Source organism: Streptomyces sp. JN8 (assembly GCF_055808075.1).
Genome location: NZ_CM147852.1, coordinates 267,029 through 279,208, shown reverse-complemented (window position 1 = coordinate 279,208; position 12,180 = coordinate 267,029). Strand labels below are relative to the sequence as shown.

Below are 12,180 nucleotides of genomic sequence, written 5' to 3'. Positions count from 1 at the left end.
CCCCGCCGGTGCCCTACCGAGGAGGGTCCTCACCCGTGAGCCCGTCGACGGACTCACGGATGAGGTCGGCGTGACCGGCGTGGCGGGCGTACTCCTCGACGAGGTCGAGGAGGATGCGCCGGAGGTTGGGGCGCTCGCCGTCGCTCGTGGTGAAGGCGCCGAGCTGGTCGAGCCCGCCCCTGGAGAGAGCCTCGTCGACGATGACGCGGGAGCGGGCGACCGATTCCTGCCAGAGGGCGAGCAGGCGCTCCGGGGTGTCGCCGGCGGCGGAGCGGTAGTCCCAGTCGGGGGTGCTCTCCCAGTCGACCTCGTCCCACGGGGCGCCGACGGGCGTGCCGAGCCAGAGCCGTGCGAAGTGGCTGTCCTCCACGTGCGCCAGGTGCTTGAGCAGCCCGCCGAGCGTGACCGTGGACGGCCCGAGGGACGTGTGGAGTCCGTACGAGTCCAGGCCGGAGCACTTCCAGGCGAGCGTGGCCCGCTGGCGTTCGAGTGCGCCGACGACGGCTTCCGCTTCGGTGCCGGCGAGGGGAGGTTCCGGCCATGCGTCGGCCGTGTGCTGGGTCATGATCGATGACCCTAGCGAACGGATCCGGGGGCGCGCCGAGGGCGACCTGCCACGCGGCGGATCCGTAGGAGGCGCCGCCGATCGGGCGGCCGACGCGGGAGGCGGAACCGGGGGAGGGGTGCGGCCGTCGCCGCCGGTTCCCTGGCGCCCTGACGACAGGGCCCCGACCGCTGCTCGTGCTTCGCCTACTTGTCCTTCGACGCCTCCTCGGCCTGCCGCGCTATGTCCTCCAGCACGGCCTTCGGCTCGGCGTCCGGCGCGACGGCCTTGCCTATGTTGCGCTTGATGGTGTTGCTGACCTGGAGCCAGGAAGGGTCGTCGACCGGGTAGAGCTCGGCCGTGCGCAGGGCGCTCAGGAACTGCTCGGCACTCGGGTCGTCGGCCGCGTTCTCCGACTCCTGGTTGGCGGTCACCGTCGACGGCAGGAGCTTGTAGCGTCCGGCGAACTCCTTGAGGTTCTTGTCCTCGTAGACGAAGTTCAGGAACGAACCGACCAGTTCGCGGTTGCCCTCGCGCTTGAAGGCCATCATCCAGTCGGCGACGCCCGCGGCCGGCGGGACCTTTCCGTCCCCGAGGGTGTCCGACACCGGCATGCGCAGCGTCCCGACCTCGATGCCCTTCGCCTTGGCCTCGTGGAGCAGCGAGGGGTAGCCGTTGACCATGCCGACGTCACCGCGCAGGAAGGCCGCGAAGGCGTCCTGCCGGTCGAGCTGCGCCGGGGGGACCGGGCCGGTGAGGGCGGGTGTGACCAGGTTGTCCTTGATCCAGCGGAACGTCTCCGTGTTCTGCTCGGAGGCGATGCTGTAGGCGCCGCTGCCGTCGGTGTACCCGCCGCCGTTGCTCAGCTCCCAGATCAGCGCCTCCGCGTGCGCCTCCTCGGGGCCGAGCGGGAGCGCGTACGGGTAGAGGACGTTCTGCTCCTTGAGCGCCTCGGCCGCCTCCTTCAGGTCCGACCAGGTCTTCGGGGGCTTGGCGCCCGCCTTCTCGAAGAGTTCCTTGTTGTAGAAGAGCAGCCGGCTGCTCGCCACGAAAGGCAGACCGTAGAGATTGCGCCGGATCGAGCCCGCCTCCGCCAGGGGCTGCAGGAAGTTCGACTCCGTCCTGATCGACATCACCTCGCTGGCCGCGTAAAGGCGGTCCTGCGCGACGAAATCGGAGTACGCGCCCATGAGAGCCACGTCGGGGGCGTTGTCCTCCGCGACCATGCGCGTGACCTCGCGGTCCACGTCGGCCCACGGGTAGAGCGTCACCTCGATCTTCTTGCCGGGGTGGGCCGCGCTGAAGGCCACGGACAGCTGGTCCCAGTACGCCTTGGAGCTGGTCGCCGGGCTGTTGCCGTATTCGGGGACCACGAGCCGCAGCGTCGTTCCGTCGCTCTCGGGCGAGCCGCAGGCCGTCACGAGGGAGCCCAGGATTCCGAACGCGGCCGCCGAGGCGGTCATACCGAAGAGTCTTCTTCGCACGGGTGTTTCCTCTGGATCTTTTGGACAGTGCGTCCGGAATTCTCTCCCGTACACGTCCCTCTTTCGCACTTTGTCGAACATGTGTGGCCTTAGCTCCAAGCGGGGCCATTCCCGGTGGTGTCTTCCGCTAGGAACAAGGCCCGGAACGATGCGCGTAGACCCTCCGTCATGTCCACCAGGGGCTACGGAGTGGAGCATGGACGAAGGGCGGTGCTTCAGGTCGGGCGACAGCCGGGCCACGTCGCCGCCCTCGGGGCGCATTGGCCCGGGCGGTCGGCATTCGGTTCAATGCGACCGGAACGCACCCGGCCTTCGGGTGCCACGCGGAGCGGGGAGACGTGGGATGAAGCGGGTACGTGGCAGCAGGCGCGGGCCGATGACGATCGCTCTCGTCACGGCACTGACGGCAGCCCTGGCCGTGGGGCTGTACTGGTTCCAGCCGTGGAGGCTCTGGCAGGACCGGACGGTCAGCGAAGCCCTGCCCGCCGCCACCCAGAAGCCGACCGCCGCCCCCTCGGGCGCCGGCTCCACGACCGCGGCGCCGCCGGCCGGGCCGGAGACCCTGACGGAAGGCTCCTTCATCAGCCATGAGCACGCCACCAAGGGCACGGCCAAGGTCGTCCGGCTCGCGGACGGCTCCCATCTGCTCAGGCTGGAGGGGCTGGACACGAGCAACGGACCCGACCTGCGCGTATGGCTCACGGACGCCCCGGTCAAGGAGGGCACGGCGGGCTGGCGCGTGTTCGACGACGGGAAGCACGTCAGCCTCGGCAAGCTCAAAGGCAACAAGGGCGATCAGAACTACGCGATCCCGGCCGGTCTGAGCCTCGGCGACTACTCCAGCGTCGCGATCTGGTGCGATCGCTTCGACGTGTCCTTCGGCGCGGCGGAACTCTCCGGGGCGACGGCGTAGGCGGAGGCGTGCGGGTGGGGAGGCCGGCGTACGCGGCCCGGCACCCCGTCGGGTGTACGCGGCGCGGCACCCCGCCGTACGTACGCGGCCCGGCCCCCGCCATGGGGAGCGGCCCGCCCCCGGTCCGTATGCGGCCCGCCCCCCCCGCGGTCCGTACGCGGCCCGGCACCCCGCCGTGTCTACGCGGCCCGGCCCGCCCTCTCAGGTGGTCAGGAATCAAGAAGCCCGGCCGCCGGACAGTCCCTAGCGTTGTCTGCATGGCAACCACCACTGACACCGCAGTCACCACGTCCCTCGTCTCCGTCACCCTCGAGGTGGCGGACCTCGACGCCGCCCGCCGCTTCTACCGCGCCTTCGGCGTGGACGCCTGCGTCGCCCTCCGGGCGTCCGAGGCGCACAGCACCGGATTCCGCGGCTTCACCATGGCGCTCACCGTCTCCGGCCCGGCCACCGTCGACGGCTTCGTCGAGGCCGCCGTGCAGGCCGGCGCCACCGTGCTGAAGCCCGCCGCGAAGTCCCTGTGGGGCTACGGCGGCGTCGTCCAGGCGCCGGACGGCGCGATCTGGAAGATCGCGACCTCGGCGAAGAAGGACACCGGCCCCGCCACCCGCGAGATCGACGAGGTCGTCCTGCTGATCGGCGTCGAGGACGTGAAGGCCACCAAGGAGTTCTACGTCGGTCGGGGCCTGACCGTGGCCAGGAGCTTCGGCGGCAAGTACGCCGAGTTCGCCCCCGGCCCCTCCTGCCCCGTGAAGCTGGCGCTCTACAAGCGCCGCGCCCTCGCCAAGGACCTCGGCGTCCCCGTCGACGGCACCGGCTCGCACCGCGTCGTCCTCGGCGGCTCCGCCGACGCCTTCACCGACCTGGACGGCTTCGCCTGGGAGCCCGTCGGGCCGCCCGCCCCCACGCAGGACTGACCGCCCCGTCCCGCCGGCCGAACGACAGGAGACAGACCATGAGATTCCACACCCGCGTCGAGCCGCCCGAGCCCATGCGGGGTCTGGAAGTCCCGCCCGAGGTGGTGGCCGCGCTCGACGGGGGTGCGCGGCCACCGGTGACGATCACGCTCAACGGCCACTCCTGGAAGAGCCGGGTCGCCATCCTGCGGGGCCGGCACCTGCTCGGTCTCAGCAACGCCAACCGGCGGGCCGCCGGTGTCGAGATCGGCGAGGAGGTCGAGGTGGAGCTGGAGCTCGACACCGAGCCGCGCGGCGTCGTCGTCCCCCCGGACCTCGCACAGGCGCTGGACGACGACCCCGTGGCCCGCGCCGCGTACGAGGGCCTCACCCCCGGTCGCAAGCGCGAGCACGTACGGGCCGTCGAGAGCGCGAAGAGGCCCGAGACGCGCCGCCGGCGCATCGAGCGGGCCGTCGCCGCTCTCCGGGGCTGACCCCGGGCGGCTCGCTGTCATCCGGATCATCGAGTCGGTCGACGCCCCCGCTGACCTGGATCTCCGGCTGAGGCCGCCGTTCCGTTGACGTCGGGGCCGGCGCACCCCGAGCGGACGCCCTCGCCCGCGGAGAGACGCCGCCGACCCGGCGGTGACGCACGCATCCCCGTGACGCCCGTCCGCGATCGGACCGGTCCGGCTCGCCCGGCCGGGTGTCCTCCGTCCGGACCGTCCCTGGGACGGGCGGGGCCCGGAGGGGAAGGGCTGAGGGGCATCCCAGCCCCGTCACCGTCGAGGAGTCCGCGAATGGCCCGCACGCTCGCCCTGATCCTGGCCGGCGCCACGGCGCTCGCCGTGACGCCCGCCGTCGCGGCCCCCGAACCCGGCGGCGCGGCCGCGGCCAAGGCGGTCACGTACCGGGCCACCGCCCCGTACCAGCAGCACGAGAACGGGGTGCGGGCCGGCTACAGACCCGACCAGTACTGCGTCCTCGACCGGGCCAACGGCACGGGCGCGCTGGGATACCCCCACTTCAACCACGCCTACGACAACTCGACCGACCCCGCGAAGCCCACCGCCCTCTTCTACGAGGACGACGGCAAGGGCGGCAAGCGGCTCGTCGCCGTGCAGTGGATGGTGTACGACCGCGACCAGGACCCGAAGACGGACGACGACCGGCCGAGCATGTTCGGGATGCCCTTCAAGGGCCCCAACCGGGGCAACTTCCCCGGGCAGCCCGTCCACTACGCCCTGCACCTCTGGCTGTGGAAGAAGAACCCCCACGGACAGTTCACGACGTACAACCCGGCGGTCCGCTGCCTCCCGGGGACGACCCGCCCGCAGCCGCGCCCGGCGCACTGACGGCCGGGCCGACCGGGTCGCTCCCGCCGGCCGGGGTGTGCCGCCGAACGGGGCGTTCCCGCGTGTCCCGTCCGTGCGGTTCACGGAGCCGGGACCGGGCTGGACAACCCTTGCTGGAGGTTCCCGGGGCGGGCAGCCGCGACCGGCGGCGACCGGGTGCGGACCGAGCGCGGCAGCCGCCGCCAACGGCGACCGGCGCGGGAGCCGCCGGATCCGACGAGACGCCGACAGGGTGGAGGTGGGCCAGTGCCCAGGGGGCCGTTGCTGTCCCTGCGCGGGATCACCAAGCACTTCGGCGGGGTCGTCGCCCTCGACTCCGTCGACCTCGACGTGGACCGGGGCCAGGTGCTCGGACTGGTCGGGGACAGCGGAGCCGGCAAGAGCACCCTGGTCAAGGCCGTCTCCGGAGTCGTCCCGCCGGACGGCGGGACCGTCGAGTGGCGGGGCGCCCCCGTCGAGCTGCGCCGTCCCGCCGACGCCCAACGGCTCGGCATCGCCACGGTCTACCAGGACCCGACGCTCGTCGACCGCCTGGACGTGGTCGCCAATCTGTATCTGGGCCGCGAGCTGCGCAGGTTCGGGGTGCTGCGGCAGATCGAGATGGAGAAACGGTCCCTCGCGCTCCTCGAACGGCTCGCGATCAGCCTCCCCGGCATCCGGACCCCCGTGAAGGCGCTCAGCCTGGGGCAGCGGCAGACGGTCGCCATCGCCCGGGCGCTGCTGGGCCGGCCCGAACTGGTCGTCCTGGACGAGCCGACTGCCACGCTCACCGTGGAGCAGACCTCGCGCATGCTCGACCTGATCCGTCGGCTCCGGGACCAGGGGCACGCGGTGATCATGGTCAGCCACAACCTCGACGACGTCCAGGCCGTCGCCGATCGCATCGCCGTTCTCCGGCTGGGCCGCAACGGCGGCGAGTTCGAAGCCCGGTACACCAGTCAGGAGCAGCTCGCGGCCGCCATCAGCGGCGGCCACCCCCTCGCGGTGACCCTCCAGCAGAGCCTGCTGCCACGCGGGCTGCCGGCGCAGGACGCCGTCGAGGCGGCCCACCGCTACCTCCCGGCGCACGAGGGGGTGGGAGGGGACTGGTTCGACGTGATCCCGCTGTCCGGCGCCCGGGTCGCGCTCGTGGTCGGTGACGTCGTCGGGCACGGGCTGCACGCCGCCGCCACCATGGGGCGACTGCGGACCGCCGTGCACAACCTGGCCATGCTCGACCTGCCGCCCGACGAACTCCTCACCCACCTCGACGAGGTCGTCGCCCGTATCGACGACCAGCAGACGGCCGGCGGCCGCGAGGACGCCGTCGTCGGCGCGACCTGCCTCTACGCGATCTACGACCCCGTCACCTGCCGCTGCCAGCTGGCCCGCGCCGGACACATGCCCGCCATCGTGGTGAGCCCCGACGGCACCCCCGACATCCCCGACACACCTGTCGGACCGCCGCTCGGGCTGCGCGGACTGCCCTTCGACACCATCGAGTTCGACGTCCCCGAAGGAAGCCGGCTCGTGCTCTACACCGACGGGCTGGTGGAGTCGCGGACCCGGGACATCGACGAGGGCCTGGACCGGCTGCGTACCGCGCTGTCGCACTCCGGGCACAGTCCCGAACAGACCTGCCAGGCCGTCCTCCGGGCGATGCTGCCGGCGGACTCGGCCGACGACATCGCCCTGCTCGTCGCGCGAACCCGCGCCCTGCCCGGTGACCGGATCGCCGAGTGGAACGTTCCGCCGGACCCCTCGGCGGTGGCCGTCAGCCGGGCGGCGGCCACCGCCCAGCTGCGCCGCTGGGGCCTGGAGGACCTGGTCCTGGGCACGGAGCTGATCCTCAGCGAACTCGTCACGAACGCCATCCGGTACGGCGGCACCCCGATCGGGGTGCGACTGGTGTACGCGGGGACGCTGATCTGCGAGGTCGCCGACGCGAGCAGCACGTCGCCGCGGCTGAGACTGGCCGCGGACACCGACGAGGGCGGCCGGGGCCTCTTCCTCGTGGGGCAGATCGCCCAGCGGTGGGGCACGCGGTACACGGGGAACGGGAAGATCATCTGGGCGGAGCAGCAACTGCCCTGATCGACGCGTCTCCTGGAGTCGTCACCGTGGCGGTCACGGCTCCCCCGCCCGGGACCGGTCCTGTACGGTCCCCAGGCGGGCGACCAGGGCGCGGTGGCGGACCCGCGCGTCCCGACGTTCCCCGGCCCGGACGAGCACCGCGGCTCTGGCGCACTCCCCGGCCTCGAACGGCGCCGGGCGGAAGAGGACGGAGGCCCGCAGGTGCCGGCGCCAGTCGTCCTGCCAGAACTCCACCGTCCAGCCCGGCCACAGCTCCGGCACCCGGTACACCCGGGGCGTGGCGGCCAGCGACCACCGGTCCGGCGTCAGCCCCTGGGCACCGGGACGTGCGCCTCCTTGACCTGGATGGGCGGGCTGTAGCGGGCCGATGCCTCCGACGTCGGGATCAGGTCCCGGTGGATCACCTTGGACACCGCCTGAATCGTGTTCACGCCCTGGCTCATCGTGCCGTTGCCGTCGGTGAGCACGGTGATGGTGTAGTCGTGGCCGCCGCCCTTGAACGCACCGACGCTGTGGACGCGCCAGCCGCGCGTGGAGCGCTGCAGCCAGCCGTTCTTGACGTGTACGGACACGGTGGAGGGCGCACCCGCGGGAGTGCCCCACTTCTGCGAGCTGACCACGCGCCCCATCAGCTTGAGGATGTAGTCACGGGAGGCGTCGCTCAGGACGCTGTTCCTGGCGGTGATCAGCGACAGCAGCTTCTGCTCGTCCGTCACGTTGATCTGCGTGAGCCCCCAGTAGCCGCCCGACCCCGGCACCGTCCGCGTCATGCCGGCAGCGGCCAGGAAGCCCTTCACCTTGGAGACGCCGAGCTGGTTCCACAGGGAGCTCGTGGCCGCGTTGTCGGAGGTGGTGATCATCGCCGTGGCGAGGTCGGACTCGCGCGTGGTCAGGCGCCGATCGGTCTTCTTCGCGTCCCAGAGGAGGGTGGCGAGGACGGTCACCTTCACGACGCTGGCCGAGTCGTACGAGGTCGTGGCGCGCAGGGTGCAGGTGGTGTTGGTGGAGCGGTCGCGCAGTCCGACGGCGACCGTGCCGCCGCGGGAGGCGAGCGCGGCGGTGATGTCCCTCTGCAGCTTGGCCGCGAGCCCCGCCTTGCCCGACGTACAGCTGACCTGCGGCGTGGTGGCGGCCGCGGCGGGTGCCGCGCCCGCGACCACGGGCACGAGCACTCCGGCGGCGGCCACCGCCGGAAGCACCCGGGCGCGCAGGGATATGTGGTGATTCATGGGGTCCCCCTGGAAACGAGACGAACGCGCTTACGGCGCACTCACCGTCTATGACTCGCGAGCGCCCGGATGGTTGTACGAGCCCGGGGGACCGGGCGCCGTCGCCGATGCCCGCCGCCGTGGCCGGCTTCGTGCACGAGACCCGGAACCGGGCATCCTCCCCCTCGCGCCCGAGGCCGCCGAACCGCGCATCCGCACCCTCCGTGGACGAGACCGGGAACCGCGCTGCCCCGCCCGTGCCGCCCCCGGCCGACGGCCTCGTCCGCGAGCGCTACCCGGCCGCGCGGTGTCCGTCCTGCCGCCGGCCCGCGAGCTCCCTCGGCGGCCCGCCGGGCGCCCCGAACCACTGCTCCAGCGCTTCCGCCAGGCCCGCCCGCCATGCCGCCTCCCGGGCTCCGATGTCGGCCGCCCAGGCGGTGAAGCCGTCGGGACGGACGAGGACCGCGGCCAGCTCGGGGCGGGACGTGCAACCGACCGTCAGGGTGTCGACGCGGTCGGCGTACCCGGTGGCGAGGGCCCGGACCTCCGCGTCCGCCGCGAGGTCGAGCAGGAGCGCCCGGCCGCCGTGGAGGTGGTCCGCGAGGCGGCTGCCGTCGGCGAGTTCCAGGTCCGGAGCACTGCGGCCGGTCAGCGGGTGCTCGCCCGGCAGCCTGTACCGGACGCCGGCGCTGTTGAGCTGCGCGGTGAGGTACGTCGTGCCCGCGACCGTGTCCGCGAGATCGGCGACGATCGCGCGCAGGGCCCGGGACCGGGGGTCCGGCCGCATGGCCGCGACCTGGGACCGCGTCCAGTCCAGGATCCGCGCGCCGACCGGATGCCGCTCGGAGGTGTACGTGTCCAGCAACCCCTCCGGTGCCCGGCCGGCGACCACCGCGGCGAGCTTCCAGCCGAGGTTCATCGCGTCCCCGAGCCCCAGGCTCAACCCCTGGCTGCCGAACGCGGAGTGCACGTGCGCCGCGTCCCCCGCCAGCAGCACCCGGCCCCTGCGGTACTCGGCGGCCTGGCGGGCGTGGTCGGTGAACCGGGTCGCCGTCCGCACCTCGGTGATCGTGACGTCCACCCCGGAGACGCGGCGCAGGCGTGCCTGGAGGTCCGCGGCGGTGACCGGCGCGCTGCGGTCGGACGGAGGGCCGTCGAACTCCACGGTGACGACGCGGCCCGGCATCGGCCCGTACGCGTACACGCCGGTGTCGGTCGCCGCCCAGCCGACGGCCAGGTCCTCGGCGCCGCTCATCTCCACGATCGCCTGGTGGCAGGTGATCTCCGGGTCCGTACCGGGGAACGCGAACCCCGCGAGCTTGCGGACCGTGCTCCGGCCCCCGTCGCAGCCCACGAGCCAGCCGGCGCGTACGGGCCCGTGGCCCGTCAGCACGGTGACGCCCTCGTCGTCCGCGTCGAAGCCGGTCACCTCCACTCCTCGGCGTACGTCGACGCCGAGTTCGGCCGCGCGTGCGCCGAGGAGCCGCTCGATGTCCTGCTGCGCCACGAGAGCGACGTCGGCGGCGGGCCCGGCGTCCCCGAGCCCGGGCTCCGTGCGGTCGACCAGGTCGGCGCGCAGCATGATCCCCGCGAAGTGCCCGACGAACCCGAGTCCTCGACCGGCCGCGGCCCCGCCGGCGTCCCCGCCGTTCCGCTCCCGCATGAAGGCGTGGAAGCGGTCCATCGACTGCTGCTGTATCGCGGCCAGCTCAGGGAGCATGCCCCGCCGGTACAACGCCTCGGCGCTCGGCGTGGTGATCGCCCCGCCCTTGATCGTCGGATCCACCTCGGTACGGCGCTCCAGAACGACCACCCGAGCCCCTCCGAGCCGCAGCTCGCACGCCACCATCAGCCCCACGGGCCCGCCGCCGGCCACCACTACGTCATCGTCCATGAAGCCCACTATGACGGAGGGTCAAAAAGCCTCCTGCGGCGCCCTGAACAGCCACAATGCGGGTGATGATGTCAAGGGGGGCCGTGAGGAGGGGGCTAGGACGGGTGCGTCCGGGGCGGGACGCGGGCGGGGACCCCAGGAGCGCGGATCAACCGAGCGCGTCCGCGGAGCCGCATGGAGCCGCGCGGTGCGAGGCGATGCGACGGGCTTCCGCCGTGACCTCGGCGTCGACCTGCTCGACGGCTCCGTCGCCGTACTCGAGGAGGTCGTACTCGTCGTCGAGGACGGCGAGGCGCTCGGTGAGGGGCAGGCCGTGCCCGTAGCGCTGATGCAGCCGGAAGGCGAACTCCCGCGGCGTGAGCTCGCCCGCGAGCATCCGGCGGGCGAGGGCCTGCACGGCAGCCTCGCGACCGGATCCGGCCCCGAGCGCGTGGAAGGTGAGGCCGAGTTCCGCGAGCGCGGGGGCCAGCAGGTCGTGGATGTCGTAGTCCGCCTCGCCACGCGTGCATGCGGCGAGCATCCGCAGTCCGGGGGTGTCCAGTCCGGCGACGAGCGCATCGCAGGCGACGGTGACGACATCAGCTGCACGTACCTCCCCCGCACTCCAGAGGGCGGCACAGTCGTGCAGGGCGATCGCTGCGGCTTCGGTCGACGTCACTCGACCATCATTCCGTCGGCCGGCCCTCCCGAGCGAGCGGATTCCACGTCCGCGTGCACGCCCGTCCGGGCAGGAACGCACGCGGACGCGCGCTCGGGAGAAGGCGACGGGGAAGCTGTGGCTGTACCCCGGCACGTCGGCCCGGACGCTCGGCGCGCGCAAGCTCATCGGTACCGGTGGCTGGAACTCGATGAACCACATCCTCGGTGTCGGGGACACCCCTGGCGACGGGCGCCTCGACCTGGAGGCGGCCGACGGCTCCTGGCTCCACCGGTACCAGGGGCTCGCCGGCGGCGGCCTCCGCAAGGTCGCGAGCTCGAACGCCTCCTTGTGGGCACTCGGAGACGCCGCCGCCTTCTGATCCACCCGTGAGCCGCTGACGCGCACGTGAGGGGCCGGGTCGGCCCGGGCGATCCGCTCGGGCCGACCCGGCTCTCCTCGTCAGGGGGCAGCCGCCGGAGACCGGAGGCCGCGGACCCATCCCTCGTACGTCGGGACGTCGGGGTGTGTATGGTCGGCTGATTCGACGATCACGGGGGAGTTTCATGTTCACGAGCAGGTCCGCGTCCAGTGCCGCACCGGCGGTCCCGTCCGCGCCCGCCTTCGTGCGGATGCGGAGCGCGCGAGGGCTGGCCGTGGTCCTGCTGCTCGGCGCGCTGAGCGTGTCCTGCGGCTCCTCCGACCAGAAGGACGACGGAGCCGCAGCGGGTTCCCCTGCCTCCGCGACCCCGAGTGCCCCCGCCACGGAGGGGGCGACTCCCACCCCGACGCCGAGCGAGGCCGGAGGCACGGACGTGCCCGAGACCGGGGACGCCACTCCCTCGCCGACGGAGTCCGAGCCCGTCTCGCTGGTACGCGACGCCTTCGCGGGCCTCCAGGCGACCCTGAACGAATCGTGCACCCCGGGCAACTGCGCGTACTTCCTCGGGCGCGTCTACGACGAACTGCACCGGCTGGACCGGGCCATGAAGGCGGACCCCAAAGGCCCCGGCCACTTCCCCGAGCCCATCCAGCACATCGAGAAGCTCGACGAGGAGCTCGGGGGCGACCGTTCCTTCGAGAACCTGAAGAAGCACCAGCCCCTTCTCCTCGGCACCCGGGACAAGATCAACACCTGGATGCAGGGCCACCCCGACGACTACCGCTGACCGTGAG

Annotated in this window: 12 protein-coding genes and 2 pseudogenes; 8 read left to right on the top strand and 6 right to left on the bottom strand. The window is 72.8% G+C overall.

Going from position 1 to position 12,180, the window contains the following annotated elements; all coding sequences use genetic code 11:
- Positions 1-13: 13 nt before the first annotated feature.
- Both ACY0MR_RS01340 and ACY0MR_RS01335 read right to left on the bottom strand, forming a co-directional pair.
- The gene (locus ACY0MR_RS01340; RefSeq protein ID WP_473558447.1) at positions 14-565 is read right to left on the bottom strand and encodes a DinB family protein; all 552 of its coding nucleotides are present in this window, start codon (positions 563-565) and stop codon (positions 14-16) included.
- Between the two features lie 185 nt (positions 566-750).
- Positions 751-2,007, bottom strand: a complete 1,257-nt coding sequence (locus ACY0MR_RS01335; protein ID WP_361856633.1) for an extracellular solute-binding protein — start codon at positions 2,005-2,007, stop codon at positions 751-753.
- A 397-nt stretch (positions 2,008-2,404) separates the two neighbouring features.
- Between ACY0MR_RS01335 and ACY0MR_RS01330 the strand changes: the two genes are divergently transcribed.
- From ACY0MR_RS01330 to ACY0MR_RS01305, 6 genes and pseudogenes are all read left to right on the top strand, one after another.
- On the top strand, positions 2,405-2,941 hold the full coding sequence (locus tag ACY0MR_RS01330) for a DM13 domain-containing protein (RefSeq protein ID WP_473558444.1): 537 nt from the start codon (positions 2,405-2,407) through the stop codon (positions 2,939-2,941).
- A gap of 257 nt (positions 2,942-3,198) precedes the next feature.
- Positions 3,199-3,858, top strand: a complete 660-nt coding sequence (locus ACY0MR_RS01325) for a glyoxalase (RefSeq protein WP_473558442.1) — start codon at positions 3,199-3,201, stop codon at positions 3,856-3,858.
- A 38-nt stretch (positions 3,859-3,896) separates the two neighbouring features.
- Positions 3,897-4,331, top strand: a complete 435-nt coding sequence (locus ACY0MR_RS01320) for a YdeI/OmpD-associated family protein (RefSeq protein WP_473558439.1) — start codon at positions 3,897-3,899, stop codon at positions 4,329-4,331.
- Between the two features lie 306 nt (positions 4,332-4,637).
- Positions 4,638-5,192 carry a hypothetical protein gene (locus ACY0MR_RS01315; RefSeq protein WP_388800413.1) on the top strand — a complete coding sequence of 185 codons (555 nt, stop codon included), beginning with the start codon at positions 4,638-4,640 and terminating at the stop codon, positions 5,190-5,192.
- Between the two features lie 156 nt (positions 5,193-5,348).
- Positions 5,349-5,942, top strand: a pseudogene (locus tag ACY0MR_RS01310) (ATP-binding cassette domain-containing protein); the annotation flags it as partial.
- A 222-nt stretch (positions 5,943-6,164) separates the two neighbouring features.
- A pseudogene (locus ACY0MR_RS01305) lies at positions 6,165-7,265 on the top strand (SpoIIE family protein phosphatase); the annotation flags it as partial.
- A 33-nt stretch (positions 7,266-7,298) separates the two neighbouring features.
- Here ACY0MR_RS01305 and ACY0MR_RS01300 read toward each other — a convergent pair.
- The 4 genes from ACY0MR_RS01300 to ACY0MR_RS01285 all read right to left on the bottom strand — a co-directional run bounded on the left by ACY0MR_RS01300 (position 7,299) and on the right by ACY0MR_RS01285 (position 11,025).
- Complete coding sequence (locus ACY0MR_RS01300) at positions 7,299-7,526, bottom strand: hypothetical protein (protein WP_473558436.1); 228 nt, start codon at positions 7,524-7,526, stop codon at positions 7,299-7,301.
- Positions 7,527-7,570: 44 nt separating this feature from the next.
- Positions 7,571-8,494 carry a serine hydrolase gene (locus ACY0MR_RS01295; protein WP_473558433.1) on the bottom strand — a complete coding sequence of 308 codons (924 nt, stop codon included), beginning with the start codon at positions 8,492-8,494 and terminating at the stop codon, positions 7,571-7,573.
- Between the two features lie 271 nt (positions 8,495-8,765).
- On the bottom strand, positions 8,766-10,367 hold the full coding sequence (locus tag ACY0MR_RS01290; protein WP_473558431.1) for an FAD-dependent oxidoreductase: 1,602 nt from the start codon (positions 10,365-10,367) through the stop codon (positions 8,766-8,768).
- 148 nt (positions 10,368-10,515) lie between these two features.
- Positions 10,516-11,025 (bottom strand): hypothetical protein, encoded by a 510-nt coding sequence (locus ACY0MR_RS01285; protein WP_473558428.1) that lies wholly within the window; start codon positions 11,023-11,025, stop codon positions 10,516-10,518.
- A gap of 190 nt (positions 11,026-11,215) precedes the next feature.
- On the opposite strand from ACY0MR_RS01285, the gene ACY0MR_RS01280 reads away from it, so the two are divergent.
- Both ACY0MR_RS01280 and ACY0MR_RS01275 read left to right on the top strand, forming a co-directional pair.
- Positions 11,216-11,386 carry a hypothetical protein gene (locus tag ACY0MR_RS01280; protein ID WP_473558425.1) on the top strand — a complete coding sequence of 57 codons (171 nt, stop codon included), beginning with the start codon at positions 11,216-11,218 and terminating at the stop codon, positions 11,384-11,386.
- A gap of 184 nt (positions 11,387-11,570) precedes the next feature.
- Positions 11,571-12,173 (top strand): hypothetical protein, encoded by a 603-nt coding sequence (locus tag ACY0MR_RS01275; protein WP_403314451.1) that lies wholly within the window; start codon positions 11,571-11,573, stop codon positions 12,171-12,173.
- Positions 12,174-12,180 lie beyond the last annotated feature (7 nt).

Coding starts and splice junctions, on each gene's coding strand:
- ACY0MR_RS01340 (WP_473558447.1), bottom strand. CDS start 565: ATGACCCAGCACACGGCCGACGCATGGCCGGAACCTCCCCTCGCCGGC.
- ACY0MR_RS01335 (WP_361856633.1), bottom strand. CDS start 2,007: ATGACCGCCTCGGCGGCCGCGTTCGGAATCCTGGGCTCCCTCGTGACG.
- ACY0MR_RS01330 (WP_473558444.1), top strand. CDS start 2,405: ATGACGATCGCTCTCGTCACGGCACTGACGGCAGCCCTGGCCGTGGGG.
- ACY0MR_RS01325 (WP_473558442.1), top strand. CDS start 3,199: ATGGCAACCACCACTGACACCGCAGTCACCACGTCCCTCGTCTCCGTC.
- ACY0MR_RS01320 (WP_473558439.1), top strand. CDS start 3,897: ATGAGATTCCACACCCGCGTCGAGCCGCCCGAGCCCATGCGGGGTCTG.
- ACY0MR_RS01315 (WP_388800413.1), top strand. CDS start 4,638: ATGGCCCGCACGCTCGCCCTGATCCTGGCCGGCGCCACGGCGCTCGCC.
- ACY0MR_RS01295 (WP_473558433.1), bottom strand. CDS start 8,494: ATGAATCACCACATATCCCTGCGCGCCCGGGTGCTTCCGGCGGTGGCC.
- ACY0MR_RS01290 (WP_473558431.1), bottom strand. CDS start 10,367: ATGGACGATGACGTAGTGGTGGCCGGCGGCGGGCCCGTGGGGCTGATG.
- ACY0MR_RS01280 (WP_473558425.1), top strand. CDS start 11,216: ATGAACCACATCCTCGGTGTCGGGGACACCCCTGGCGACGGGCGCCTC.
- ACY0MR_RS01275 (WP_403314451.1), top strand. CDS start 11,571: ATGTTCACGAGCAGGTCCGCGTCCAGTGCCGCACCGGCGGTCCCGTCC.